Raw genomic sequence first — 26,234 nt, 5'->3', positions numbered from 1 at the left:
CACGATCGCGTTCCCCCGCAGCCGTCGGCCGAAGGAGCCCACCCCATGTGCCGCACCGCCCGTGCCCTGTCCGTCGCCGCTCTGGCCGGTGCCGCCCTGGGCCCTGCCGCCTCGGCCACCGCCGCGCCGGGCGGCACCGTCACCGTCGCGGTCTCCTGCGACGCGTCCGCCGGATCCGCGCCCGCCTACGGCGGCACCGCCACCGTTCCCCTTGCCGAGACCTTCGAGGGCGCCTGCCCGGGAGCGGCCGGAGGGGAGGGCAAGGTGTGGAGCGCGTCGTTCACGGTGGACGGGGAGACCGGCGGCGGTGAGGGCGGCGCCGGTGCGGACGTCTCCGGTGGGGGGACGGGCAGCGATGAGGGCGGCAAGGGCGACATGGAGGGCGGCCAGGGGGGCATCGGCGGGGGCGACGGCGGCCTGGGCAGCAGCGGTGGCGGCGACCACGCCTGCACCGGACCCCCCTCGGGCAGGTCCGAAGCCGGTAAGTCGGAGTCCCACTCGGGCAGGTCCGAAGCCGGCCAGTCGGAGCCCCACTCCGGCAGGTCAGAGGCCGACAAGAGCGATCCCGGCTGGGGCGCGGGCGATGCCGAGCCGACCGAGCCCGGCTGGGACGGTGCGACCGGATCCGACGGGACCGAGCCCGGCTGGGGCGCGAGCGGGACCGACAAGGCGGAGCCGCACTGGAACGCGGGCGAGTCCCACCCGGAGGACTGCGGCAGCGGCGCCACCGAGCACGGAGTGCGGGCCGGCGCGGGCGGCACCTTCACCGACTCCGTCCCCGCCCTGGTCGCCGGCGGTCTCCTGATCGCGGGCGCGGCCGGCGGCGCGGTGTACCGGCTGCGCCGCAGGACGCCCGGCGCGCAGGACTGATCCGTACGGCCGCCCCGGCCCGCCCTGTGATCGGCGCAACCCCTGCGGGCGGCCATGGAGTCGGGCCACCATGGGTACGCAGAGCCGCGCGGACACGCGACGCTGCACCACGGCACCAGGCACAGCGGAGGCACGGATGCGCCGGACGGACCCCGAAGGCCACGGCCCCGTCCGTTACGGGCCGCCGCTCCCGGACGACGGGCTGCCGGTGCTGCCCGAACTGGCCGCCGTGCTCTCCGCCGCCGCGGACCGGGCCGAGAGCGAGCCCGTCGGCGGCGGCACCGCCCTGCTGGAGGCGGCGTGCGGGTACTGGGGACGGCGCGGACTGCCGACCGAGCCCGAGCACGCGGTGGCCGGGCCCGGCGCGCCCGCCCTGCTGCTCGCCCTGACCTTCGCGCTCGGCGGCGACGTCCTGGTGCCCCGGCCCTGTGCGGCCTGGTGGGCGCCGTACGCGCGCCTGTTGGGCAGACCCGTCTTCCATGTGGCCACACCGGCCGAGTGCGGCGGCGTCCCGGATCCGTACGCCCTTCTGGAGACCGTCCGCCGGGTCCGCGACGAGGGCGGTGACCCGCGGCTGCTGGTGCTGTCCGTCGCCGACGACCCCTCCGCCACCGTGGCCCCGCCCGAGGTGCTGCACGAGACCGTGGAGGCCGCCAGTGGCGAGGGACTGCACCTGGTCAGCGACGAGACCTGGCGCGACACCGTGCACGCGCCGCACGACACCGTGCTGGTCAGCCCCGCCGAGATGCTCCCCGAACAGGTCACCGTCGTCACCGACCTGGCCGGCGCCCACCTCCCGCCCGGCTGGCCGGCCGCGGTCGCCCGCTTCCCCGCGCACGACGCCGGGAACGGCCTCCACGCGCGCGTGCTCGACGTGCTCACCGCGCTCGGCGCCCGCGTCGCCGGCCCCGTCGCCCTCGCGGCCCGGTACGCACTGGGGGAACCCGCGCCGGTCACCGCGCGGGTCGAAGCCGCCGTACGCCTGCACGCGCGCGTGGCCGCCGCCGCGCACGCCGCCGCCGTACGGGCCGGCGCGCTGGCACGGCCCCCGCAGGCCGGGCGACACCTGTACATCGACCTCGGCCCGCTGCGCGACGGGCTGTCCGCGCGGGGCGTCGGCGACGCACAGGACTTGGAGGACTTCCTCGCCGCCCGGCTGGGCATGCCCGCGCCCGGCGGGCACCGCTTCGGCGACGACCTCGGCGCGCTGCGCGTGCGGCTGTCCACCGGACCGCTGCTGGCGGGCACCGACGAGGAACGTGCGGAATGCGTCGGTTCACCCGCGCCGTTGGAACTGCCGCACGTGCACCGCGCGTTGATCCACCTGAAGACGGTCTTCGACGATCTCCGCGACGACGCTCAGCGATGGGAGTCTCCTCGATGACGCAGCAGTCCGAGTCGCCCACCGGGCGTACGGCCACCCCACGTACGACCACCACACGTACGTCCACCACCCCGTTCCCGCCGCCGGCCGCACCCCGCCCGCTGGGCGAACGCCGGGTGTGGCCGCGCACCTTCCACGACCGCCTCACCGCCCCGCTGCCCGGCATCAAGGCTCTCGCCCGCTTCGCCCGCGAGGGCGCCGTACGCCCCGGCCGCGACGGCCTCGCCGACATCCCCCGACTGCCCTTCGCGCCCGGCCCGGTGCCCCGCGTGGACGCGCGCACGGTCGCCGTCTCCTGGGCGGGGCACGCCAGTTGGGTCGTCCAGATCGGCGGACTGACCGTGCTGACCGACCCGGTCTGGTCCCGCCGCATCCTCGGCACCCCGGCCCGCATCACCCCCGTCGGCATCGCCTGGAGCAGCCTGCCGCCCATCGACGCCGTCGTCATCAGCCACAACCACTACGACCACCTGGACGCCCCCACCCTGCGCCGACTCCCGCGCGACACCCCCGTGTTCGCGCCGGCCGGCCTCGCCTCCTGGTTCCGCCGACGCCGATTCACCCACGTCACCGAACTGGACTGGTGGGAAGGGGCGGAACTGTCCGGCGTCCGCTTCGACTTCGTGCCGGCCCACCACTGGTCCAAGCGCACCCTCGTCGACACCTGCCGCAGCCTGTGGGGCGGCTGGGTCCTCACCGCCCCCGACGGCCGCCGCGTGTACTTCGCGGGCGACACCGGCTACGGCCACTGGTTCACCCGCATCGGCGGCCGCTACCCCGGCATCGACCTCGCCCTGCTCCCCATCGGCGCCTACGACCCCCGCTGGTGGCTCAGCGACGTCCACTGCGACCCGGAGGAGGCGGTGCGGGCGGCTCGGGACCTCGGGGCGAGGCGGATGGCCCCCATGCACTGGGGCACGTTCGTGCTGTCGGCGGAACCGGTCCTGGAACCGCTCACGCGTGTGAGGGCGGCGTGGGAGAAGGCGGGGCTGGACCGGGAGGACCTGTGGGATCTGCCGGTGGGCGCTTCAAAGGTGCTGTAGCGCAGCCAACCAAGGGGCGCGGGGAACTGCGCGACCAGCCACAAACCACCCGCACTCCGCAACGAAACCTCACTTGGCAGCCCGAACCCGCCTCCACACACTAGGCGCCACACTGATGACCACCGTCAGCGCGACGGCCGCCACGACCCCCTCCCACGGCTCCGGAAACAACGACCCCCCAAGAATCCCGATCAACTGATACGTCACCGCCCACGCCAGACAAGCCGGAAGATTGCCCCGCGCAAACCTCCGCATCGGCCACTTCGCCAGCAGACACGCCAACATCACCGGCAACCGCCCCGCCGGCACCAGCCGGGACAGCACCAGCACGGCAACCCCATGCTCGGCCAGCTTCCCCTGCGCCTGCGTGAGCCGCTCCTCCGGCGCGCGCGAGCGGATCGCCTCCAGCCAGCGCGACCCGTTCTTCGAGCCCATGCCGCGCCGCCCCAGCCAGTACAGCGTCACATCACCGAGAAACGCGGCCGTGGACGCCGTGACGAACACCAGCGCCAAAGAGAACGGCGCCGTCTGGTGGAACGCCACCACCGCCGCCGAACTCACCAGCGCCCCCGTCGGGACCACCGGCACCAGCGCCCCGATCAGCACCAGCAGGAACAGCGACGGATAGCCGATCGCCTGCTGCGTGGACTCGGGCGGCACCGTCGTCGAGGCGGCGGCCAGCATCGTCACCGGGCCACCTCCAGGCGCACGCTCTCCCCGTGCGCGAGCCGGTGCACCGACACACCGGGCACCCGCTCGGCGGCGAGGCGCGCGAACTCGTCGCCGGGCGCATGGAATTCATGGGGGCGCACGGCGTCCATGCCGATCGGCCAGTAGGTGCCGTAGTGCACCGGCACCGCGCTGTGCGGCCCGAGCCGGGCCAGCGCCTCGGCGGCCCGCCCCGCGTCCAGATGGCCCTCCCCGAGATACGGCCCCCAGCCACCCACCGGGAGCAACGCCACCTCGACCGGGCCGACCTCCTTCGCCATCGCGTCGAACAGCCCGGTGTCCCCGGCGAAGTACGTGCGCGCCTCGCCCTCGACGACATAGCCGAGGGCGGGGGAGCGGTGCCGGCCCACGGGCAGCCGCCGCCCGTCGTGCCGCGCGGGAACGGCCCGTACCACCACGTCACCCACTGTCGTCACATCCCCCGGAGCCATCTCGGTCACCCGCAGATGCGTGAGCCGGCGCAGTCCCGGCACGGCGCGGGGCGCACCCCGGGGCACGAGCAGCAGGGTGCCGTCGGGGAGCCCCGCCAGCGAGGGAACATGCAGGTGGTCGGCGTGGAGATGGGAGACCACGGCCACGTCGGCGCGCCGCGCGGCGGGCGCCGGGAGCGCGCCCCGGCGGCGATGCAGATGCGCGAGCCGGCGTGCGAACAGAGGGTCGGTGAGGACGCGCATGTTCGAGTCCTCGACCGTGCAGGTGGCGTGACCCCACCAGGTGATCTCCACCGGCACCTCTTTGCCTCCTTCGCGCGACTCCCCGAAGCGTACGGGCTGGAGTAGGGTCGGCGGCGAAACCCGGAGGTGAGGGGGGCGCCATGGGGCCATCCATAGTGCGCGTCACGGCCATTGCCAGCCTGACGCCGCTCGAAGAGCTGGACGCCGACCCCTTCCTGGTGGACTCCCGCAGCCAGCACGCGATGTGTGCGCGCTGGGCCGCTGAGCACGGGTACGTCGTCGCGCGCGAGCTACTCGTACGGGGCCTGCGGGCCGACCACAGCGTGCTGTGGGAGGGCGTCCGGCCCGGACTCGACCTGTTCGTGGCGCCCAGCCGCAGGGTGCTGGAGAGCGCCCTGTCGTCGGTGGCGGAGTTCACCGCGGAGTGCGCCCGGCGCGGGGTGCGGGTGGAGACGGTGGGGCGCGCGGAGCCGTCGTACGACGCGCAGATGAAGGCACGGGTGCATCGGCGGCTGTCGATGCCGACGGCAGGCTACGACGGGCGTTGAGCGGCAGGCTTCGCGGTGACCGCCCCGGCCCGGTGTCGGTGGCGTGTGCCAGGCTGGGGACGTGAAGGCCCGTTTCGGGGTGGGCCGGGTCGTGAGGTGGGCTGGGCGTGCATGGGCGTTGGCGGCGGGTCGCCAGTCAGATCGGGCGGAGCATCGCCGTGTGGGCGGTCTCCACCGTGACCATGCTCGTGCTCGCCGGGATCCTGCCGGACTTCCAGTTGCAGTCGGCGGACGGTGACAGCGCCACCCGTATCGCCATCACGGCGGCCCTCGGCGCCGGTGCCTTCGGTCTGCTGTCCGCGCTGGTGTGGCCCCTGCTCGTACGGCTCCTGCTCCTCGTGCCGGCCCTCGTGCTCGGCCTGCTGGTGTTCTTCCTCAACGGCTCCCTGCTCATCGTCGCCCTGCGCATCGTGCCCTCCGGCGACAGCGAGGCCGCCCCCGAGACCGCCGTCATCGTCGCCGCAGTGATGTCCGCCGTCGCCTCCGCCACCGGCGCCGCCCTGGCCGTACGGGACGACGACGCCTACCGCCGCCGCCTGTACCGCCTCGCCGACCGTCGGCGCCGGGCCCTGCCGCCCGGCCCGGCCGGCCCGGGCACCGTCTTCGTACAGCTCGACGGCGTCGGCCACGACGTCCTCCTCGCCGCCGTCGGCAAGGGCCTCATGCCCACCGTCGCCCGCTGGCTGGGCGACGGCACCGGCGACCGCCGCACCCACCGGCTCACCCCCTGGCGCACCGACTGGTCCAGCCAGACCGGCGCCAGCCAGCTCGGCATCCTGCACGGCAGCAACCACGACGTGCCCGCGTTCCGCTGGTACGAGAAGGCCGGCCGCGAGGTGATGGTCTGCAACCGCCCCACCAGCGCCGCCGAACTCCAGCGCCGCGCCGTCGACCGCACCGGAGACGGCGGACTGCTGGCCGACGGCGGCGCCAGCCGCGGCAACCTCTTCAGCGGCGGCGCCGACCAGCAGGCCCTGGTGCTGTCCATCGCCACCAGACGCCGAGGGCGTGGCAACCGCTCCCGCGCGGGCTACTTCGCCTACTTCTCCGACCCGGCCAACGCCGTGCGCACCGCCCTGTCCTTCATCGCCGAGGTCGGCCGTGAGATCGGCCAGTCCACCCGGGCCCGCGCCCGCAAGACCCGGCCCCGAGTCTCCCGCGGCGGCCTCTACCCGCTCGTCCGTGCCTTCGCGACCGTCGTGGAGCGCGACGTCGTCGTCGCCGCCGTGCTGGGCGACATGTTCGCCGGCCGCACCGCCGTCTACGCCGACCTGGTGGCGTACGACGAGGTGGCGCACCACTCCGGGCCGTGCGGCCGCGACGCCGAGAAGGTCCTCGAACGGCTCGACCGGTCACTAGCGTTGATCGAGAAGGCCGCCGAGCACGCGCCGCGCGCGTACCGGCTGGTCGTGCTGTCGGACCACGGCCAGAGCCCCGGCGAGACCTTCCGCGCCCGCTACGGCCTCGGCCTCGCCGACCTGGTGCGGGCCGGCTGCGGGCTGCCGGTGCCGCGCCGGGCGCGGCGCACCCACAGCGGCGCCGAGGCCCGGGCCGCCGTGCGCGCGGCGCTGCGCCGACCCGTCGAGGAGGGCGGCGAGCAGCACCGCCCGTCCCGCCGCTCCGAGCCGATCGTGCTGGCCTCCGGCAACCTCGGCCTGGTCTCCTTCCCGGACGTCCCGCACCGGATGACCAAGGAGGAGATCGACGCCCGCCACCCGGCCCTGCTCACCACCCTCGCCAACCACCCCGGCATCGGCTTCCTGCTCGTGCGCAGCGGGCGGCACGGCGGGGTCGTGCTCGGCGCGCACGGCGCGGAGATCCCCCTGGACCGGCTGGACGACGAGCCCGGCCCGCTGGAGGTCTTCGGGCCGGGCGCCGCCGACGCCGTACGGCGCACGCACTCCTTCCCGAACACCGCCGACATCATGGTCAACTCCTGGTACGAACCGGACGACGGCGAGGTCCTCGCCTTCGAGGAGCAGATCGGCTCGCACGGCGGACTCGGCGGGGCGCAGGGCCGGCCGTTCCTGCTGTCGCCGATCGTCTTCTCGCCCCCGGTGGACGACGGGGAGGACCTGGTCGGCGCCGAGCAGGTGCACCACGTACTGCGCCGCTGGCTGCGGGAATCGACCGGCCCTCAGGTGCCCCTGGAGACGGAGCCGGAGGAACGGGCCGCCTGAAAATCGGCTGCGCCGGAGGAGCGGCGGGCACACACTGTTCGAGTCGCAAACCACTCGAACACCCCCAAGGAGCCCCTGCTTTGCAGGCAGCCGTCACCGTCACGCCCTCCCGTGTCCCCGAACTGCTTCTCGGCCTCGCCACCGTGCGGCCGGTCTTCCTCTGGGGTGCCCCCGGCATCGGAAAGTCCTCCCTGGTCAGGGACTTCGCCGAGTCGCTGGGCCTGACGTGCGTGAGTCTGCTCGGCACCCAGCTCGCGCCGGAGGACCTGATCGGCGTGCCGCAGATCCGGGACGGGCGCTCGGTGTTCTGCCCGCCGGAGGCCATCGCCCGCGACGAGCCGTACTGCCTGTTCCTGGACGAGCTGAACGCGGCCACCCCGGATGTGCAGAAGGCGTTCTACTCGCTGATCCTGGACCGCCGTATCGGCAACTACGAACTGCCGAAGGGCTCCATCGTCATCGGCGCCGGAAACCGCGCCACCGACAACGCCCTCGCCCGCCCCATCGCCTCCGCGCTGGTCAACCGCCTCACCCACGTCCACCTGGAGGTCTCCGCCAAGGACTGGCTGACCTGGGCCGCGAACAACGGCATCCACCCGTGGATCCTGGACCACCTCACCGACCGCCCCGACCATCTGTGGTCCAAGCCGCCCAAGACCGAGGAGCCGTTCTCCACGCCCCGCTCCTGGCACATGCTCTCCGACGCGCTGCACTCCTTCGGCCAGGGCCTCGACGAGGACACGCTGAAGGTGCTGGCGCACGGCACGCTGACGCCGACGCACGCCACCGCGTTCTGCGGCTACGTCAAGATCGTGCGCAGCCAGTACGGCATCGAGGCCATCATCAAGGGCGACGCCCGCTGGCCGCACCGCATGGCGGACCGCGACCTGCTCTACTACCTCGCCGAGTCCTTCCGCGGCCGCCTGATCAAGGAACTGCCCGTGAGCAAGGACCACATGTCGGCGAGCGGGCGGCAGACCGCGTACCGCGCCAAGCCGCTGCTGGTGCAGCTCGCGGAGATCTCCGTCGAGGTCGCCCAGAGCGTCATCGCCTCCGACGCCGACGGCAACCCGGTGCTGCCGTCGTGGTTCCTGGTGGAGGCGGCCCGGGACATGCCCCGGCTGGTCGAGGCGCGGCGATGAGCCGCACCCACGACAAGGGGAAGGGCAAGAAGAAGCGGGACCTGGCCGCGGAGGCCTTCGCCGAGGGGATGCGGCTGGTGCGCGCCAACCCGGCGCTCGCCGCCGTCGAGTTCACCGTCTGCCGCCAGGAGACCTGCGAACAGGCCCCGGGCGACGGCCTCGTCCGCGTCGACTCCGACGGCGATCTGCACGCCCACCCGCACCGCCTGGCCGAACCGGCGACCTGGGCGTGGGCCATCGCGCACGCGGTCCTGCACCTCGGCTTCGGCCACGTCCCCTCCAGGAAGGGAAAGCCCGTACAGCCCGACCGCGCCGAACTCGCCGCCCGCTGCGTCGTCGTCAACCGCTTCCTGCTCACCTTCCCGGTGGGACAGGCCCCCGACCACCTGCCCCTGAGCTACCCCGACGGCGACGAGGAGCAGCTCGCCACGCGGTGGCGGCGCGACGGCGTCCCGGCCGGGTACGAGCGCTGCGGCACGGCGGGAGGGGAGCCGGACCTGCTGCTCGTGGAGTGGACGGGCTGGTTCGGGTCGCCCCCGGACCACCAGCTCGCCTTCGCCACCGCGCTCACCCGTACCGTCTCCACCGCGATGGACATGGCGGGCGGCCGGCGCGACTCCATGGACGGCGAACCGGTCAGGAAGCGGCCCTGGCAGTGGGCGCTGGAGTGGTTCATCACCTCCTACCCGCTGCTCGGCGGCATCGCGGCCGGCATCAAGCTGGTCGCCGACGCCGAACTCGCCCGCGCGCACGGCATCGCCGTCGCCGCCGTCAACGCCGAGGCCGGCGAGATCTACGTCAACCCGCTGCGGACCTTCGAGACCGAGGAATGGCGGTTCATCCTCGCCCACGAGATGCTGCACGCCGCCCTGCGCCACGGCGACCGCTGCGGCGCCCGCGACCCGTATCTGTTCAACGTCGCCTGCGACTACGTCATCAACGGCTGGCTGCGCGAGATGCAGGTCGGGGAGATGCCCCAAGGGCTGCTGTACGACGCACGGTTCAGCGGCCTGTCCGCCGAGGAGGTGTACGACCGGATCGCCGGCGACCTGCGCCGGATGCGCCGGCTGGCCACCCTGCGCGGCAAGGGCGTCGGCGATGTGCTCGGCGCACCGCTCGGCCCGCCCGGAGAGTACGTCGACCTCGACGAGTTCTACCGGCGGGGCCTGTGCCAGGGCCTCGACCTGCACCAGCAGCAGGAACGGGGCTTCCTGCCCGGCGGGCTGGTCCAGGAGATCCGCGCGCTCAGCCATCCGCCGCTGCCCTGGGACGCCCGACTCGCCCGCTGGTTCGACGAGTTCGTGCCGCGCCCGGAACCGGTCAGGACGTACGCCCGTCCCGCGCGCCGCCAGGCGTCGACGCCCGACATCCCGCGTGCCGGCCGCTACTTCCCGCCCGAGGAGATCGCCCGCTGCACCTTCGGCGTCGTCCTGGACACCTCCGGCTCCATGGGCGCCGGCCTGCTCGGCAAGGCGCTGGGCGCCATCGCCTCGTACGCCGAGGCGCGGGACGTACCGGCGGCGCGGGTGGTGTTCTGCGACGCCGGGCCGTACGACGCCGGGTATGTGCCGGTGACCGACATCGCGGGGCGGGTGCGGGTCCGCGGCCGGGGCGGTACGGTCCTGCAGCCCGGGATCGATCTGCTGCAGCGGGCGGACGACTTCCCGCCGGGCGCACCGGTGCTGGTCATCACCGACGGCTGGTGCGACGTCCTGCGGGTGCGGCGCGAGCACGCGTATCTGATTCCCCCGGGCCGTCGACTGCCGTTCACCCCGCGTGGGCCGGTCTTCCGGGTGCAGTGAGCCGGAGTGTGATCGGATGGGGGCACGGACCCCGAACCAGGGACCTCACCGAAGGGAATCATCGTGGCAACCACGCGCTCCGCACACACCGTGTGGGAAGGCAATCTGTTCCAGGGCAATGGCGTCGTCTCCTTCGACTCCTCCGGCAGCATCGCCCAGCAGCCGGTGTCGTGGCCGTCGCGCGCCGAGGAGGCGAACGGCAAGACCAGCCCGGAGGAGCTGATCGCCGCCGCGCACTCCAGCTGCTTCTCCATGGCGTTCTCGAACATCCTCGACAAGGCCGGCACCCCGCCGACCAAGCTGATCACCTCCGCCGACGTCACCTTCCAGCCCGGTGAGGGCATCACCGGCGTCCACCTCACCGTCGAGGGCACGGTCCCCGGCATCGACGACGAGGCGTTCGTCGCCGCCGCGGAGGACGCCAAGAAGAACTGCCCGGTCAGCCAGGCCCTGACCGGCACGACGATCACGCTGACGGCGAAGCTGGCGTAGCGCTCCACCGGGGGCTGAGCGACCGCTCAGCCCCCGTTTGGGTCCCGCTCCCCGGGCCACCCGTCCCATTGACAAGAACCCACTCAAGTTTTGTGCTGGAGTTCAAGAGGTGCCCTGGCGGAAGGGGACAACGATGGCACGCGCGGTCGGGATCGATCTCGGTACCACCAACTCGGTGGTCGCCGTCCTGGAGGGCGGCGAACCCACTGTCGTCGCGAATGCGGAGGGGGCCAGGACCACACCGTCGGTCGTGGCCTTCGCCAAGAACCGCGAGATACTCGTCGGTGAGGTGGCCAAACGGCAGGCGGTGACGAACGTCGAGCGCACCGCCCGCTCCATGAAGCGGCACATGGGCGACGCGAACTGGCGCTTCCCGGACCAGGGCGACATCGACGGCGCCCGCTACCGGGCGCAGGAGCTGTCGGCCAGGGTGCTGCAGAAGCTGAAGCGGGACGCCGAGTCCTACCTCGGCGAGGACGTCACGGACGCGGTGATCACCGTTCCCGCCTACTTCGACGACGCCCAGCGGCAGGCCACCAAGGAGGCCGGGGAGATCGCGGGCCTGAAGGTGCTCAGGATCATCAATGAGCCCACCGCCGCGGCGCTCGCCTACGGGCTCGACCGGGGCGAGGAGCAGACCGTCCTGGTCTTCGACCTCGGCGGCGGCACCTTCGACGTCTCGCTGCTGGAGATCGGCGACGGCGTCATCGAGGTCAAGGCCACCAACGGCGACACGCACCTGGGCGGCGACGACTGGGACCAGCGGGTCGTCGAGCACCTGGTGAAGAAGTTCAAGGGACAGAACGGCATCGACCTCGGCAACGACAAGATGGCCCTGCAGCGGCTGCGCGAGGGCGCCGAGAAGGCCAAGATCGAGCTGTCCAGCTCCTCCGAGACCACGATCAACCTGCCCTACATCACCGCCTCCGCTGAGGGCCCCCTGCACCTCGACGAGAAGCTGACCCGCGCCCAGTTCCAGGAGCTCACCGCCGACCTCCTCGACCGCTGCAAGACCCCCTTCCACCAGGCGGTCAAGGACGCCGGCATCAAGCTCTCGGCGGTCGACCACGTCATCCTCGTCGGCGGCTCCACACGGATGCCCGCCGTCACCGACCTCGTGAAGGAACTCACCGGCAAGGACCCGCACAAGGGCGTCAACCCCGACGAGGTCGTGGCCGTCGGCGCCGCCCTCCAGGCCGGTGTCATCCGCGGCGACGTCAAGGACGTCCTGCTGCTCGACGTCACCCCGCTGTCCCTCGGCATCGAGACCAAGGGCGGCATCATGACGAAGCTCATCGAACGCAACACGACGATCCCGACCCGGCGTTCGGAGATCTTCACCACCGCCGCCGACAACCAGCCCTCCGTCGGCATCCAGGTCTACCAGGGCGAACGCGAGATCGCCGCGTACAACAAGAAGCTCGGCGTCTTCGACCTGACGGGTCTGCCGCCGGCGCCGCGCGGGGTGCCGCAGATCGAGGTCGCGTTCGACATCGACGCCAACGGGATCATGCACGTCTCCGCCAAGGACCTGGCCACGGGCCGTGAGCAGAAGATGACGGTGACGGGTGGATCGGCCCTGCCGAAGGACGACATCGACCGGATGATGCGGGAGGCCGAGCAGTACGCCGAGGAGGACCACAAGCGGCGCGAGGCGGCGGAGACCAGGAACCAGGCCGAGCAACTCGTCTACCAGACCGAGAAGTTCATCCGGGACAACGAGGACCGGGTCCCGGCGGACACCAAGTCGGAGGTCGAGTCGGCGATCACCGACCTGAAGCAGCAACTGGAGCAGAACGCCGAGACCAGCGCCCTGCGCACCGGCATCGAGAATCTCGCCACCGTCAGCCAGAAGATGGGCCAGGCGATGTACGCCCAGTCCCAGCAGGCGCCGGCGGACGCCGGGGCCGGCGCGGGCACGGAGCAGGGCGCGGCGCAGGACGACGAGGGTGTGGTGGACGCGGAGATCGTCGACGAGGAGAAGGAGCAGGGGGACCAGCGGGACCAGCGGGGCGGGGCGGCCTAGGAGCCCGTCCTCTCCCAGCCCCGCCGCTCCGGCCGCGGCCCCAGCTGCCCGGGGTCGCGGCTGCGGTACACGACGTACGGCCGGAACAGGTACTGCACGGGCGCGCTGAACATATGGACCAGCCGGGTGTACGGCACCAGCGCGATCAGCGCCATGCCGATCACCGTGTGGATCTGGTACAGCACCGGCACGCCTTCCATCCGGGCCGGGTCCGGCTGCAGGGTGAACAGGCCGCGGGCCCAAGGGGCGATCGACTGGCGGTAGTCGTAGCCGTCGCCGGAGACGTGCGCGAGCTTGGCGACCATGCCCAGCACGATCGCGCCGAGCAGGACGACGTACATCAGCTTGTCGTTGGCCGTCGTCGCCCGGAACACCGGTGCGTTCGTGCGGCGGCGGTAGATCAGCAGCGCGATCCCGGCGACCGTGAGCACCCCGGCCGCCGTGCCGCCGTAGAGGGAGAACAGGTGGTAGGCGTGCTGGCTCACGCCCAGCGCGTGTGTCCAGGACTCCGGGACGAACAGGCCGACCAGATGGCCGACCAGCACGAACAGGATGCCGTAGTGGAAGGCGGGCGAGGCGATGTTCAGCAGCCTCGACTCGTACACCTGCGAGGAGCGCGTGGTCCAGCCGAAGCGGTCGTAGCGGTGCCGCCAGAACAGGCCCGCGACCAGCAGGGCGAAGGTGACGTAGGGCAGCACTCCCCAGAGCAGTGTCGTCATGGGCGTTTCCCGGTCCGTGCGGTCGGCAGGGTGGCGCACACGGCGCCCAGGACGGACGCGTACGGTGTGCCGAAGTCGGTGAGCCGGGAGCGGAGCTGCTCCAGGCACTCCTGGTGTTCCAGCAGCAGGTCGGTGTTGCCGGTGCGGGACGTGAACTCCAGTACCGCGGGCAGGAAGTCGGGCAGCTCCTCGCCGGCGAACTCCAGGCCGTGTTCGCGGTAGAGCTCCTTGAAGCGGACCAGCGACATGCCGCGCCGCCGGGTGTCGCCGTCGCTCCACCACGTCAGGTACAGGCTGTGGCGGTTCCTCAGGTCGAAGACCTCGACGTAGTGCGCGGCCAGCTCCTCCGGCGGGGTGACCGCGGCGTGGTCGGTGAACTCCCGCAGCTGCGGGGCGGCCTCGCGCAGCAGGGGCAGCCGGGCGTGGAAGTCGTCGTCGGGGTAGGTCAGGCAGAGCGCGGCTGCCTGGTAGAGCACCTCGAAGGAGGGCATCAGGCCTCCTCTGCGTCGGGGGTATGGGTCACGGCGGCCGGGTCGGAGGTGTCCGCGGTCTGCCGTCTGCGCAGCACATGGAAGTTCTCCACCGACACCAGCGGCAGCAGCTTGCGGCCCGAGTCCTGGCCGAACGGGCCGCTGCCGCCCATCCCGGGCCCGCCCTCGTAGTCGAGGCTGCACCCCTCGGGGAGCGCCGACTCCTCCAGGCGCCGGGCGTCGGCGACGGCCGCCGTCGGAATGACGTACCGGTCCTCGTACTTGGCGACCGCCAGCAGCCGGTACATGTCCTCGAGCTCCCGGGCCCGCATGCCCACGGCGTCCGGCACCGAGGGATCCGGCTCCTCGCCGAGGTTGATCGACCGCATGTGGGAGCGCATCGCGGCGAGCTTCTCCAGCGAGGCGCGCACCGGTCCGACGGCCCCGGCCGTGAACATCTCCGCCAGGTACTCCAGCGGGATGCGCAGGCTGTCGATCGCGCCGAACAGGTTCCGGGCGTCCTCGCCGTCGTGCCCGGTCTCCGCCAGCACGTCCACCACCGGGGACAGCGGCGGGATGTACCAGACCATCGGCATCGTGCGGTACTCCGGATGCAGCGGAAGCGCCACCCGGTACTTGCTGATCAGCGTGTGCACGGGCGAGCGGCGGGCCGCCTCCAGCCAGTCGTACGGGATCCCCGCCTCCTCGCAGGCCCGCCGCACCTGTTGGTCCTCGGGGTCGAGGAAGATGTCCAACTGCGCCTCGTACAGGTCCCGTTCACGGGGCACGGAGGCCGCCGCCGTCACCCGGTCGGCGTCGTACAGCACCACCCCGAGATAGCGCAGCCGGCCCACGCAGGTCTCCGAGCAGACCGTCGGCAGACCGACCTCGACGCGCGGATAACACATCGTGCACTTCTCGGCCTTGCCGGTGCGGTGGTTGAAGTACACCTTCTTGTACGGGCATCCGGTCACGCACATCCGCCAGCCCCGGCACCGGTCCTGGTCGACGAGGACGATGCCGTCCTCCGCCCGCTTGTACATCGCCCCCGACGGGCACGACGCCACACAGGACGGGTTGAGGCAGTGCTCGCAGATGCGCGGCAGATAGAACATGAAGCTCTGCTCGAACTCGAACCGCACCTTCTGCGACGCCTGCGTCCGCGTCCGCTCCACCATCGGGTCGAGGTCGCCGTAAGCGGGAGCGCCCGCGAGGTTGTCGTCCCAGTTCGCGGACCACTCGATCTTCGTCGGCTTGCCGTCGAGCTGAGAGATCGGCCGGGCGACCGGGAAGTCGTCCCCGAGCGGGGCGTCGGTGAGGTTCTTGTAGTCGTAGGTCCAGGGCTCGTAGTAGTCCTTGATCTCCGGCAGCTCGGGGTTGGAGAAGATCCCGGCGAGCTTGCGGAAGCGGCCGCCCGCCTTCAGCTTCAGCGCGCCGCGCCGGTTCAGCTCCCAGCCGCCGCGCCAGCGCTCCTGGTCCTCGTAGCGGCGCGGATAGCCCTGGCCGGGGCGGGTCTCGACGTTGTTGAACCAGACGTACTCCATGCCGCGCCGGTTGGTCCACGCCTGCTTGCAGGTGACCGAGCAGGTGTGGCAGCCGATGCACTTGTCGAGGTTCATCACCATCGCGATCTGGGCCATCGGACGCATCAGTACTCGACCTCCTGGCTGCGGCGGCGGATCACCGTCACCTCGTCGCGCTGGTTGCCCGTCGGGCCCAGGTAGTTGAACGCCCAGGACAGCTGGGCGTAGCCGCCGACGAGGTGGGACGGCTTGAGGAGCAGCCGGGTCAGCGAGTTGTGGATGCCGCCGCGCCGGCCGGTGGTCTCGGTCCTGGGGACGGCGACCGTGCGTTCCTGCGCGTGGTGCATGTAGACGGTGCCGTGCGGTATGCGGTGCGAGACGACGGCCCGGGCGACGACCACGCCGTTGCGGTTGACCGCCTCGATCCAGTCGTCGTCCGCGACGCCGATGACGTCCGCGTCCTGCGGGGACATCCAGATGTTCTGGCCGCCGCGGGAGAGGGCCAGCATGAACAGGTTGTCCTGGTACTCGGAGTGGATGGACCACTTGCTGTGCGGGGTGAGGAAGCGGACCGTCACCTCCCGCTGGCCGTCCGGGCCGAGGAGTGGCTCGCCGAACAGCTTGTTCATGTCCAGCGGCGGCCGGTAGACGGGGAGCGCCTCGCCCACTTCGTGGATCCAGTCGTGGTCGAGGAAGAAGTGCTGGCGGCCGGTGAGGGTGTGCCAGGGCTTGAGGTGCTCGGTGTTGAGGGTGAAGGCGGTGTAGCGCCGCCCGCCCGACTCGCTGCCCGACCACTCCGGCGAGGTGATCACCGGCACGGGCGCGGCCTGCGCGTCCGCGTACGTGACCCGCTTGCCCTCGTGCTCGGCGGCCAGGTGCGCCATCTCCTGCCCGGTGCGGGCCCCAAGGGTGCGGAAGCCCTGGGTGGCGAGGCGGCCGTTGGTGGTGGCGGACAGGGCGAGGATGGTGTTCGCCGCCTTCACGGCCGTGTCGAGGGCGGGCCGGCCGTCGGCCGTGACGCCGTTCAGCCGCCTCAGCTCCTCGACCTCCGCGTCCGGCCTCAGCACGATGCCCTTCGCGGACAGCCCGAGCTGCTCCACCAGCGGCCCCAGCGCGGCGAACTTGGCGCCGATCGCCGTGTAGTCCCGCTCCACGACGGTCAGGTTCGGCATGGTCTTCCCCGGCACCGGATCGCACTCCCCGCGCCGCCAGTCCAGGACGACCCCGCCCGGCTGGGCGAGCTCGCCCGGGGTGTCGTGCTGGAGCGGAGTGGCCACCAGGTCCTTGCGCACGCCCAGATGGCCGACGGCGAGCTCACTGAGCCGCTCGGCCAGCGCCTTGAAGGCGTCGAAGTCGGTGCGCGCCTGCCACGGCGGGTCCACGGCCGGGGTGAACGAGTGCACGTAGGGATGCATGTCCGTGCTGGACAGGTCGTGCTTCTCGTACCAGGTGGCGGCGGGCAGTACGACGTCCGACAGCAGCGTGGACGACGTCTGCCGGAAGTCCAGCGACAGCAGCAGATCGAGCTTGCCCTCGGGCGCCTCGTCGCGCCAGACCACCTCCCGCGGCCGGACGTCGTTCGGCGCCTCCTGCGCCCGGAGCGAGGAGTCGGTGCCCAGCAGATGCCGGGTGAAGTACTCCGCGCCCTTCGCCGACGAGCCCAGCAGATTGGCCCGCCACAGCGTCAGCACCCGCGGCCAGTTCTCCGGCGCGTCCGGGTCCTCGCAGGCGAACTTCAGCGTGCCCGCCCGCAGTTCGGCCACCACCCGCGCCACCTGGTCACCGAACACCTCGCCCAGCTCCAGCGGATTGCGGTCGAAGGTCGGATACGACGGCATCCACCCCGCACGCGCCGACAGCGCGAGACAGTCCGCGCCCGTCATCCCCCGCAGCCGCCCCGCACCCAGCGGCGAGGCGAGCACATCCGCCGTGAACCGGTCGTAGCGCCACTGGTCGGTGTTGAGGAACCAGTACGCCGTGCCGATCATCTGCCGCGGCGGCCGCGACCAGTCCGACGCGGCGGCGAGCGTCGCCCAGCCGGTCACCGGACGGCACTTCTCCTGTCCCACGTAGTGCGCCCAGCCGCCGCCGTTGCGGCCCTGGCAGCCGGTGAGCTGGAGCAGCGCGAGGAAGGAGCGGTAGATCGTCTCGGAGTGGAACCAGTGGTTGGTTCCGGCGCCCATCAGGATCATGCAGCGGCCCTTCGACCGCTCGGCCGTCCGCGCGAACTCCCTCGCGATGCGTATGCACTTGACCGCCGGGACGGAGGTGTGCGCCTCCTGCCACGCGGGCGTGCCGGGCGCGTCGGCGTCGTCGTACGAGGCGGGCCAGCGGCCCGGCAGCCCCGGCCGCGCCACCCCGTACTGGGCGAGCAGCAGGTCGAAGACGGTCGTCACCAGCGGCCCGTGGGCACCGCCCAGCCTCGTCGCCGGGACACCACGCCGTACGACGCCCCCGCGTCCCTGCCCGTGCGCCCCGCCCTCGGTGTCGAAGCGGGGCAGCAGCACCTCGACACCGGCGGCGACCTCACTGCCGTACAGGCTCAACCGCGGGTGTATGTCGCCGAGTTCGAGGTTCCAGCGGCCCTTGCCCGACTCGGTCCAGCGAAAGCCCAGGGAGCCGTTCGGGGCGACCGCGCGGCCCGAGACCTCGTCCAGCACGACCGTCTTCCACTGGGCGCCCTCGCCCTCCTGGCCCAGATCCGAGGCGCGCAGGAACTTGGCCGGGACATGAGCGCCGTCCCGCTCCTCCAAGGTGACCAGGAAGGGCAGGTCGGTGAACCGGCGTACATAGTCCGCGAAGAACGGCGTCTCGCGGTCGACGAAGAACTCCTTGAGGACGACGTGCCCCATGGCGAGGGCCAGCGCGCCGTCCGTGCCGGGGTGCGGGTGCAGCCACTCGTCGGCGAACTTGGCGTTGTCGGCGTAGTCGGGGGCGACGACCACGACCTTCTGGCCCCGGTAGCGGGCCTCCGCCATCCAGTGCGCGTCGGGAGTGCGGGTCACCGGGACGTTCGAGCCCCACATGATCAGATACGCCGCGTCCCACCAGTCGCCCGACTCCGGTACGTCGGTCTGGTCGCCGAAGACCTGCGGAGAGGCCACCGGCAGGTCGGCGTACCAGTCGTAGAACGACAGCATCGGGGCGCCGATCAGGGAGTGGAAGCGGGCGCCCGCCGCGTGCGACACCATCGACATCGCCGGGATGGGGGAGAAGCCGGCGACGCGGTCGGGGCCGTACGTCTTGATGGTGTGGACGTGGGCCGCCGCGACGATCTCGACCGCCTCGTCCCAACTCGCCCGCACCAGCCCGCCCTTGCCGCGCGCCCGCTGGTAACGACGGCGGCGCTCGGGGTCGTCCTGTATGTCGGCCCAGGCGAGGACGGGATCCCGCAGACGTTCCTTCGCCTCCCGGTACATCGTCAGGAGCGCACCGCGGACGTACGGGTGACGGATCCGGGTGGGGGAGTAGGTGTACCAGGAGAAGGCGGCGCCGCGCGGGCAGCCGCGGGGCTCGTACTCGGGGCGGTCGGGCCCGACGCTCGGATAGTCCGTTCGCTGGGTCTCCCAGGTGATGATGCCGTCCTTGACGTACACGTTCCAGCGGCAGGAGCCGGTGCAGTTCACCCCGTGCGTGGAGGTCACGACCTTGTCGTGGCTCCAGCGGTCCCGGTAGAAGGCGTCCGCCTCCCGCCCGCCGGTCAGCCGGAGGCTGTGCAGATCTGGCGCGGTCGTGCCCGGCCGGAAGAACCTGCCGGCCTTCAGCAGCGCCGCGCCCGGCTCGGCGGGCGGGGTGGGCGGTATCCGGGTGTCGGTCACAGGCGCTCCCTTGCTTGCCCTGGTCCCGAACCTAGGGCGGGGCAGGGCAGCGCACCTGTTCACGGCACCCGTACGGGTCAGGGCTTGCGGGCGACCCCCGCGTAGACGGGCACGATGCCCTCGGCCTGGGCCGCCACGTCCTCCGGCTCCGGGCGCCAGCCGTAGACCGGGATCACGCCGGGGCCGAGCAGCTCCAGGCCGTCGAAGAAGCGCGAGAACTCGGCCAGCGAACGGGGGAAGAAGGGGGTGCCGCCGCGCCGGAAGTGGTTCGCCGCGTTCTCGATGGCCTCCGGGCTGAGGTCGGGGGTGACCTGGGACAGGATCAGATGGCTGCCCGGGGCGAGCGCGGCGACGTATCGCTCCAGGAGCCCGTACACGTCGTCCCCGTCGGGGTCCGCACCCAGGTAGTGGGTCAGCGCGACCAGCGACAGCGCGACCGGCCGGGTGAAGTCCAGGGACTGCCCGGCCCGGCCCAGCAGGGCGTCGACGTCACGGACGTCGGCGTGCACGTAGTCGGTGCCGCCCTCGGCGGATCCCCGCAGCAGCGCCTCCGCGTGCCGCAGCACGATCGGGTCGTTGTCCGCGTACACCACCCTGGCCTCGGGCGCGACACCCTGCGCGACCTGGTGCAGATTGGGCTCGGTGGGGATGCCCGTGCCGATGTCCAGGAACTGACGGACGCCGGCCTCGGCGACCGCGCGCACGGCCCGGTGCATGAAGCGGCGGTTGGCCCGCGCCCCGCGCAGGACCGTGCCGTCCACGGCGAGGATCCTCCGGGCCAGCTCCTCGTCCACCGGGTAGTTGTCCTTGCCGCCCAGCCACCAGTCGTAGACGCGGGCCGGATGCGGCCGGCTGGTGTCGACGCGGGCGGGCGAGGCGTCGGATCCGGTCATACGGTGTGCTCTCCTCGGGGGGTGTCGGCCTGCGCGGGCTTTACGTCTCAGAACTCCTCGCGGAACTCCCGCAGGATCTTCTTCGTGCGCCCGGCCGACGCGGCGCCCGTCGACATGTGGTCCAGGACCTCCAGATGCGCGGCGACCTCCTTGCGGGAGTCCAGGTACAGGGCGCCGCTCAGGTACTCCGTGTAGACCATGTCGGGCAGCTCCGGCTCGGCGAAGCGGAACAGCGTGAAGGGCGCGTACGTCCCCGGATGCGGGCCGGCGGCGAACTCGGCGATCTGGAGGGTGACGCGGTCGCGCTCGGCGAACTCCAGCAGCCTGTCCACCTGGTCGCGCATCACCTCGGGCCGGCCGCTCACCGGGCGCCGCAGCACCGTCTCGTCCATGATCACCCACAGATGGGGCGGGTCCGGGCGCTCCAGCAGTTCCTGCCGCGCCATGCGCAGGGACACATGCCGCTCGATGTTCTCCGGCCCCGTCTGCCCGATCGTGCCCGCCCGCAGTACGGCACGGGCGTACTCCTCGGTCTGGAGCAGTCCGGGCACGAAGTGCGGCTCGTAGGACCGGATGAGCCGGGCGGCGCCCTCCAGGCTCACATACAGGCTGAACCAGTCCGGCAGCACATCGTGGAACCGCTGCCACCAGCCCGGCTGGTTGGCCTCCTCGGCCAGCGAGACGAACGCCGCCGCCTCGTCCTCCGGCACGCCGTACGTCTCGAGCAGCACCTGCACGTACGGGATCTTCAGGGCGACCTCGGCCGTCTCCATCCGCCGCACGGTCGCCGCGGCCACCCGCAGGACCCGCGCGGCCTCGTCGCGCCCGAGTCCGGCAGCCTCCCGCAGCTCCTGCAAGCGTCTGCCCAGCACCACCTGGCCCACAGTGGGCGCGGGTCGCCGCTCACTCACGCCACGCCTCCCCTACGCGCCGAAAGTACGCCGTGCAGTCTGCCATGTCCGGTGCGAGAGCTCACAGGGGTGTGTGCCGCCGAAGGAGCCGGCCCGAGGCCTCTGCCGTCATTGCCTCCGCCATTACCTCCGGCGTAATCGACCCGCCCGCCGCCACGCGGCACCGTGGAGTCACCGGGTTCCGGGCCGGCGCACTCCGGTCCGGGACCCGGGCCCACCACCGCCACTCGACCTCGACCTCGACCTCGACCTCGACGGAGGGTGATCCACCATGTCCGCCACCTCGCTCGCCACGCTCGCCCGGACCTCCGACCCGCAGACCGTGCTGCGCCGCTTCCTGGCCCTGGACGCGGTGGTGACCGGGGCGAACGGACTCGCCTACCTCGTCGCGTCCGGGCCGCTCGGCCGGTTCCTCGGCGTCGACTCGGCCCTGCTGCTCGCGCTCGGCGCCTTCCTCGCCGGGTACGCGGCCGCCGTCGGACTGCTCGCCTCCCGCGCCCGCCCCGCCGCCCCCCTGGTGCGTGCCGTCGTCGAGGCCAACCTCGCCTGGGCCGTGCTGAGCCTCCTCGCGCTCGCGCTGTGGCTGTCGCCGACCACGGCCGGTGCGGTGTGGACCGTGCTGCAGGCGCTCACCGTCGCCGGGTTCGCGGCGCTCCAGTACGCCGCCCTGAAGTCACGTCAGGGCAGCAGCGTCTGAAGGTACTTGACCGTCGCCGGGTCGGCCGGGAGCAGCGTCTCGATGGCCAGCTCGGCGACGGTCACGTCCATGGGGGTGTTGAAGGTGGAGATGGAGGAGATGAAGGACAGGACGCGGCCGTCGTGCTCGATCCGCATCGGCAGCGCGAAGGGCGGCACGGGCTCGGCCGGCTCCCCGGCGCCGGGCGGCTGCTCCGGTACCGGGTACGCCGCCACCTCCTCGTACAGCGCGCGCAGCGGTGCGGAGCGGTGCAGGGCGATCTGCCGCTCCATCTGCGCGAGGAGATGGCCGCGCCACTCACGCAGGTTGCGGATGCGCGGCGCGAGGCCCTCCGGGTGCAGGGTCAGGCGCATGGCGTTGAGCGGGGGTTGCAGGAGGTGCTCGGGGAGGTCGTCGAGCAGCATCAGAATGCCGCGGTTGGCCGCCTGCACGTGGTACATCGCGTCCACCACGAACGCCGGGTACGGCTCGTAGCCCTGGATCAGCTGCTCCATGCCCGCGCGCAGCGCGTCCAGCGCCGGGTCGTCCAGCGGGGTCTCCGGGAAGCGCGGGGCGTAGCCGGCGGCCAGCAGCAGCGCGTTGCGCTCGCGCACCGGCACCTCAAGGTGCTCGGCCAGCCGCAGCACCATCTCCTCGCTCGGCCGGGACCGGCCCGTCTCGATGAAGCTGATGTGCCGCGCCGAGGAGTCCGCCCGCAGCGCCAACTCCAACTGGCTGACCCGCCGTTGCTCACGCCAGGCCCGCAGCAACGGGCCGACGCCCTGGCCGGAGGGGATGGCGGCGGGCCGGGCGGCGCCGGACGGGACCGTGGTCATGAGTACGACCATAATCCCCTCGGCGATGATCTCGCCGCCGCACGTGTGCGCCGCTGACCAGCGGGCAAGCGTCTGACCAGGACCGTCGCGCCCCAGGGCCTGTTCTGAGTTCCCCGCCTGCGCCCCGACGCCCGGCACGCACCCTCGCCGCACGGCGCCACAGGACAGGTGGCTCCGCCACATGACCTGCGACGCCGCACGCCGAGGGCACGCTCCCCCACCCTCGAACCGCGCTTCGCACGGCTCGGGCGGGAGGTACCCCCACTCCGCCGCTGCGCCCGCGCTGCGCGTGGACGACGGGGAACTCAGAACAGGCCCTGGCTGTGGCAGGCTGAAGACGAACCCTCCCGATCAGGAAGGAGCGAGGCCATGCCCCTCGAACCGCTGTCGCAGAAGGAGATCGAGGACCGGCTCGCGGAGCTGCCGGGCTGGTCGCGGGACGGCGACCGGATCGCCCGCTCCTACCGGCTGCCCTCGCACTTCGCGGCCACGGCGATGGTCGTGCACATCGCCCAGGTCCAGGAGGAGCTCGACCACCACTCCGACCTCACCCTGGGCTACAACACGGTGTCCCTCACCGTGAACACGCACACCGTGAGCGCCGTCACCGAGCGGGACTTCGCCCTCGCCCGCAGGATCGAGGACCTCGCCCCCGGCCACGGGGCCCAGTGATGCCGGTGCTGGACTACGACAAGGAAGCGGAGCGGTACGACGCCTCGCGCGGCGGCGAGCCCAGGGCGGCCGCCGCCGCGGAAGCGGTGCTGGGACTCCTCCCGGACGGGACCCGGCGCCTGCTCGACGTCGCCTGCGGCACCGGCATCGTGACGCGCCGGTTCGCCGCCGGGCGCGGCGGCCTGTCCGTGACCGGCGTCGACCTGGCGCCCGCGATGGCCCGGCAGGCGGCCGCCCGGATGCCCGGCGCGGTCGTGCTGGGCGACAGCCGCCGGCTGCCCGTGCGGGACGGCCTCTTCGACGCCGTCAGCAGCGTGTGGCTGCTGCACCTGGCGCAGACCGCCGAGGACGTACGCACCATCGTCGGCGAGTGCGCCCGGGTGCTGCGGCCCGGCGGGGTCTACGTCACCACGGTCGACAAGGCCGCCGCGCACAACGTGGGCAGCGACATCGACGCCGTCATGGCCTCCCGCCCGCGCCGCCCGGCCCGGGACGCGGCGGCCCTCGTCGAGTCGTACGCCCTCGCCCACGGTCTGGTCCCCGCCGGGCAGGCCCGCTTCACCGGGCGCGGCCAGGGCCGCAGCCCCCGCCGCACGGTGGCCGACCTGCGCCGGGGCTGGTTCGTCACCGTGCCGCCCGGCGGCGCGCTCGCCGACGGATTCGCCGCGCGCCTGGCGCAGCTCCCGGACCAGGACCGCCCCCGGCCCGAGCCGGTCTTCAGCCTGCGGGCGTTCCGGAAGCCCGACTGAACCGTCCCGGACTTGAGAGAGGGGTCGCTCAGGTCCGAACTGGCCGAAAGACGCGGCAACTTGCGCACGAACAGCGGCGACCGAGGGAACGGAACCCGTCCGTCCTCCCGAGGAGGTACGTCTCGTGCAGCACCCGCGCAAGCACCGCAGACGCCGGGCCGCCCTCGCCGCGACCCTCGCCACGGCCGCCCTGATCGCGGCCGGACTCACCACCCTCAACACCGCCGGCACGGCGCGGGCGGCCACCGCCCGCCAGGTCGAGGCGCTCGACCGGGGCGTGGTCAGTGTCCACACCTCCAGCGGCAACCTGGTGACCTGGCGCTGGCTGGGAACCGACCCGGACGACGTCTCCTTCAACGTCTACCGGGCCGGCACCAAGGTCAACTCGGCCCCGATCACCGGCTCCACCAACTACTTCCACTCCGGCGCCCCCGCCCACGCCGACTACACCGTCCGCGCGGTCGTGGGCGGCGTCGAGCAGAGCGACTCGGTGCACGCCGTCCAGTTCCGCACGGGCTACAAGGACGTCCCCATCAGCCCGCCGGCCGGCGGCACGACCCCGGACGGAGTGGCGTACACCTACGAGGCCAACGACGCCTCGATCGGCGACCTCGACGGCGACGGGGCCCTCGACATCGTCCTGAAGTGGTATCCCACCAACGCCAAGGACAACTCCCAGTCCGGCTACACCGGCAACACGATCATCGACGGCATCAAGCTCGACGGCACCCGGCTGTGGCGCGTCGACCTGGGCCGCAACATCCGCTCCGGCGCGCACTACACACAGTTCCAGGTGTACGACTACGACGGCGACGGCAAGGCCGAGGTCGCCATGAAGACGGCCGACGGCACGCGGGACGGCACCGGCGCGGTGATCGGCAGCTCCTCGGCCGACCACCGCAACTCGTCCGGCTACATCCTGTCCGGTCCCGAGTACCTGACCATGTTCAACGGCCAGACCGGCAAGGCGATGGGGACGGTCGACTACGTGCCGGCCCGCGGCAACGTGTCGTCCTGGGGCGACTCCTACGGCAACCGCGTCGACCGGTTCCTCGCCGGCACCGCCTACTTGGACGGCTCCCGCCCCTCCCTCATCATGGCCCGCGGCTACTACACCCGTTCGGTCATCGCGGCCTGGGACTGGCGAGACGGCGCCTTCACCCGCCGCTGGACCTTCGACACCAACTCCTCCACCAACGCCGGCAAGGGCTTCGACGGCCAGGGCTCGCACAGCCTCTCCGTCGGGGACGTCGACGGCGACGGCAAGGACGAGATCGTGTACGGCGCGATGGCCGTGGACGACAACGGCCGGGGCTTGTGGACCACGAGGACCGGCCACGGCGACGCCCAGCACCTCGGCGACCTCGACCCTTCCCGAGCGGGCCTGGAGTACTTCAAGGTCTCCGAGTCGACGAGCCAGCCCGCCGAGCTGTACGTCAACCCGGCCAACGGCACGGTCAACTGGAAGCTCGCCGCCTGCTGCGACAACGGCCGCGGGGTCGCCGGGGACATCTGGGCCGGCAATGACGGCGCCGAGGTCTGGTCCGCCTCCGACTCCTCGATCCGCGACGAGGCCGGCGCCACCAAGGGCCGCGAGCCGTCCTCCGTCAACTTCCTGTCCTGGTGGGACGGCGACCCGGTCCGCGAACTCCTCGACGGCACCCGCATCGACAAGTACGGCACGTCGTCCGACACCCGACTGCTGACCGGATCCGGTGTCTCCTCCAACAACGGCACGAAGGCCACGCCCGTGCTGTCCGGCGACGTCCTCGGCGACTGGCGTGAGGAGGTCGTCTGGCGAACCAGCGACAACAGGGCGCTACGGATCTACTCGACGCCGTACGAGACGAACACGAAGATCACGACCCTGCTGCACGACACGATGTACCGCACGGGCATCGCGTGGCAGAACACCGCATATAATCAGCCGCCGCACCCGAGCTTCTTCCTCGGCAACGGCATGCCGACGGCACCGCGCCCCACGGTCTACACACCGTGAACGGCTGAAGGCCGAGCCCGACGAGATCGTGCAGGAGAACACCGAGGGTGCGTGCCGGCGCCGGCACGCACCCTCGGG

Annotated in this window: 22 protein-coding genes; 13 read left to right on the top strand and 9 right to left on the bottom strand. The window is 72.4% G+C overall.

Annotated elements, in window-relative coordinates; translation table 11 throughout:
• The first annotated feature begins 45 nt into the window (after positions 1 to 45).
• The 3 genes from IM697_RS29985 (at position 46) to IM697_RS29975 (ending at position 3,297) form a co-directional block, all read left to right on the top strand.
• Positions 46 to 870 (top strand): hypothetical protein, encoded by an 825-nt coding sequence (locus IM697_RS29985; RefSeq protein WP_194039219.1) that lies wholly within the window; start codon positions 46 to 48, stop codon positions 868 to 870.
• 136 nt (positions 871 to 1,006) lie between these two features.
• The gene (locus IM697_RS29980) at positions 1,007 to 2,254 is read left to right on the top strand and encodes an aminotransferase class I/II-fold pyridoxal phosphate-dependent enzyme (protein WP_194039218.1); all 1,248 of its coding nucleotides are present in this window, start codon (positions 1,007 to 1,009) and stop codon (positions 2,252 to 2,254) included.
• Positions 2,251 to 3,297: an MBL fold metallo-hydrolase gene (locus tag IM697_RS29975; RefSeq protein ID WP_194039217.1), complete on the top strand. Its 1,047-nt coding sequence runs from the start codon at positions 2,251 to 2,253 to the stop codon at positions 3,295 to 3,297. The genes IM697_RS29980 and IM697_RS29975 overlap by 4 nt, the downstream gene beginning before the upstream one ends.
• A gap of 69 nt (positions 3,298 to 3,366) precedes the next feature.
• On the opposite strand, the gene IM697_RS29970 is transcribed toward IM697_RS29975, so the two are convergent.
• Positions 3,367 to 3,987 (bottom strand): DedA family protein, encoded by a 621-nt coding sequence (locus IM697_RS29970; protein ID WP_194039216.1) that lies wholly within the window; start codon positions 3,985 to 3,987, stop codon positions 3,367 to 3,369.
• Entirely contained in the window at positions 3,984 to 4,757 is a 774-nt protein-coding gene (locus IM697_RS29965; protein ID WP_194039215.1) for an MBL fold metallo-hydrolase, read from the bottom strand. The genes IM697_RS29970 and IM697_RS29965 overlap by 4 nt, the downstream gene beginning before the upstream one ends.
• A gap of 83 nt (positions 4,758 to 4,840) precedes the next feature.
• Here IM697_RS29965 and IM697_RS29960 point away from each other — a divergent pair, with 83 nt between their 5' ends.
• The 6 genes from IM697_RS29960 to dnaK all read left to right on the top strand — a co-directional run bounded on the left by IM697_RS29960 (position 4,841) and on the right by dnaK (position 12,890).
• On the top strand, positions 4,841 to 5,248 hold the full coding sequence (locus IM697_RS29960) for a hypothetical protein (protein ID WP_194039214.1): 408 nt from the start codon (positions 4,841 to 4,843) through the stop codon (positions 5,246 to 5,248).
• A 158-nt stretch (positions 5,249 to 5,406) separates the two neighbouring features.
• A complete protein-coding gene (locus IM697_RS29955) occupies positions 5,407 to 7,428 on the top strand; it encodes a phage holin family protein (RefSeq protein WP_194049939.1) in 2,022 nt (673 codons plus the stop codon).
• Positions 7,429 to 7,508: 80 nt separating this feature from the next.
• Positions 7,509 to 8,570 carry an ATP-binding protein gene (locus IM697_RS29950; protein ID WP_194039213.1) on the top strand — a complete coding sequence of 354 codons (1,062 nt, stop codon included), beginning with the start codon at positions 7,509 to 7,511 and terminating at the stop codon, positions 8,568 to 8,570.
• Positions 8,567 to 10,372: a vWA domain-containing protein gene (locus tag IM697_RS29945; protein WP_194039212.1), complete on the top strand. Its 1,806-nt coding sequence runs from the start codon at positions 8,567 to 8,569 to the stop codon at positions 10,370 to 10,372. The genes IM697_RS29950 and IM697_RS29945 overlap by 4 nt, the downstream gene beginning before the upstream one ends.
• A 63-nt stretch (positions 10,373 to 10,435) precedes the next feature.
• The gene (locus tag IM697_RS29940; RefSeq protein WP_194039211.1) at positions 10,436 to 10,864 is read left to right on the top strand and encodes an OsmC family protein; all 429 of its coding nucleotides are present in this window, start codon (positions 10,436 to 10,438) and stop codon (positions 10,862 to 10,864) included.
• Positions 10,865 to 10,997: 133 nt separating this feature from the next.
• Positions 10,998 to 12,890 (top strand): molecular chaperone DnaK, encoded by a 1,893-nt coding sequence (gene dnaK / locus IM697_RS29935; RefSeq protein WP_194039210.1) that lies wholly within the window; start codon positions 10,998 to 11,000, stop codon positions 12,888 to 12,890.
• Here the strand turns inward: dnaK and narI are convergent.
• The 6 genes from narI to IM697_RS29905 form a co-directional block, all read right to left on the bottom strand.
• Positions 12,887 to 13,609, bottom strand: a complete 723-nt coding sequence (narI, locus tag IM697_RS29930) for a respiratory nitrate reductase subunit gamma (RefSeq protein ID WP_194039209.1) — start codon at positions 13,607 to 13,609, stop codon at positions 12,887 to 12,889. The genes dnaK and narI overlap by 4 nt on opposite strands.
• The gene (narJ, locus tag IM697_RS29925; RefSeq protein ID WP_194039208.1) at positions 13,606 to 14,100 is read right to left on the bottom strand and encodes a nitrate reductase molybdenum cofactor assembly chaperone; all 495 of its coding nucleotides are present in this window, start codon (positions 14,098 to 14,100) and stop codon (positions 13,606 to 13,608) included. The genes narI and narJ overlap by 4 nt, the downstream gene beginning before the upstream one ends.
• The gene (gene narH, locus IM697_RS29920; RefSeq protein WP_194039207.1) at positions 14,100 to 15,728 is read right to left on the bottom strand and encodes a nitrate reductase subunit beta; all 1,629 of its coding nucleotides are present in this window, start codon (positions 15,726 to 15,728) and stop codon (positions 14,100 to 14,102) included. The genes narJ and narH overlap by 1 nt, the downstream gene beginning before the upstream one ends.
• Positions 15,728 to 19,420, bottom strand: a complete 3,693-nt coding sequence (locus tag IM697_RS29915) for a nitrate reductase subunit alpha (RefSeq protein WP_194039206.1) — start codon at positions 19,418 to 19,420, stop codon at positions 15,728 to 15,730. Before IM697_RS29915 ends, narH begins: the two co-directional genes overlap by 1 nt.
• Positions 19,421 to 19,497: 77 nt before the next feature.
• Positions 19,498 to 20,313 (bottom strand): SAM-dependent methyltransferase, encoded by an 816-nt coding sequence (locus IM697_RS29910; protein ID WP_194039205.1) that lies wholly within the window; start codon positions 20,311 to 20,313, stop codon positions 19,498 to 19,500.
• A 47-nt stretch (positions 20,314 to 20,360) separates the two neighbouring features.
• Positions 20,361 to 21,224 carry a helix-turn-helix domain-containing protein gene (locus IM697_RS29905; protein ID WP_194039204.1) on the bottom strand — a complete coding sequence of 288 codons (864 nt, stop codon included), beginning with the start codon at positions 21,222 to 21,224 and terminating at the stop codon, positions 20,361 to 20,363.
• A gap of 271 nt (positions 21,225 to 21,495) precedes the next feature.
• On the opposite strand from IM697_RS29905, the gene IM697_RS29900 reads away from it, so the two are divergent.
• Complete coding sequence (locus IM697_RS29900) at positions 21,496 to 21,921, top strand: hypothetical protein (protein WP_194039203.1); 426 nt, start codon at positions 21,496 to 21,498, stop codon at positions 21,919 to 21,921.
• On the opposite strand, the gene IM697_RS29895 is transcribed toward IM697_RS29900, so the two are convergent.
• Positions 21,903 to 22,736 (bottom strand): helix-turn-helix domain-containing protein, encoded by an 834-nt coding sequence (locus IM697_RS29895; protein ID WP_194039202.1) that lies wholly within the window; start codon positions 22,734 to 22,736, stop codon positions 21,903 to 21,905. The genes IM697_RS29900 and IM697_RS29895 overlap by 19 nt on opposite strands.
• A 369-nt stretch (positions 22,737 to 23,105) precedes the next feature.
• Here IM697_RS29895 and IM697_RS29890 point away from each other — a divergent pair, with 369 nt between their 5' ends.
• The 3 genes from IM697_RS29890 (at position 23,106) to IM697_RS29880 (ending at position 26,156) form a co-directional block, all read left to right on the top strand.
• The gene (locus tag IM697_RS29890; RefSeq protein ID WP_194039201.1) at positions 23,106 to 23,408 is read left to right on the top strand and encodes a 4a-hydroxytetrahydrobiopterin dehydratase; all 303 of its coding nucleotides are present in this window, start codon (positions 23,106 to 23,108) and stop codon (positions 23,406 to 23,408) included.
• 5 nt (positions 23,409 to 23,413) lie between these two features.
• Entirely contained in the window at positions 23,414 to 24,157 is a 744-nt protein-coding gene (locus IM697_RS29885) for a class I SAM-dependent methyltransferase (RefSeq protein ID WP_194049938.1), read from the top strand.
• A 124-nt stretch (positions 24,158 to 24,281) separates the two neighbouring features.
• Positions 24,282 to 26,156, top strand: a complete 1,875-nt coding sequence (locus tag IM697_RS29880) for a rhamnogalacturonan lyase (protein ID WP_194039200.1) — start codon at positions 24,282 to 24,284, stop codon at positions 26,154 to 26,156.
• The last annotated feature ends 78 nt before the right edge of the window (positions 26,157 to 26,234 follow it).

Source organism: Streptomyces ferrugineus (genome assembly GCF_015160855.1).
Lineage (GTDB): Bacteria > Actinomycetota > Actinomycetes > Streptomycetales > Streptomycetaceae > Streptomyces > Streptomyces ferrugineus.
Note: the sequence above shows the minus strand (reverse complement) of the source record. Positions and strands in the feature narration are given on the sequence as shown.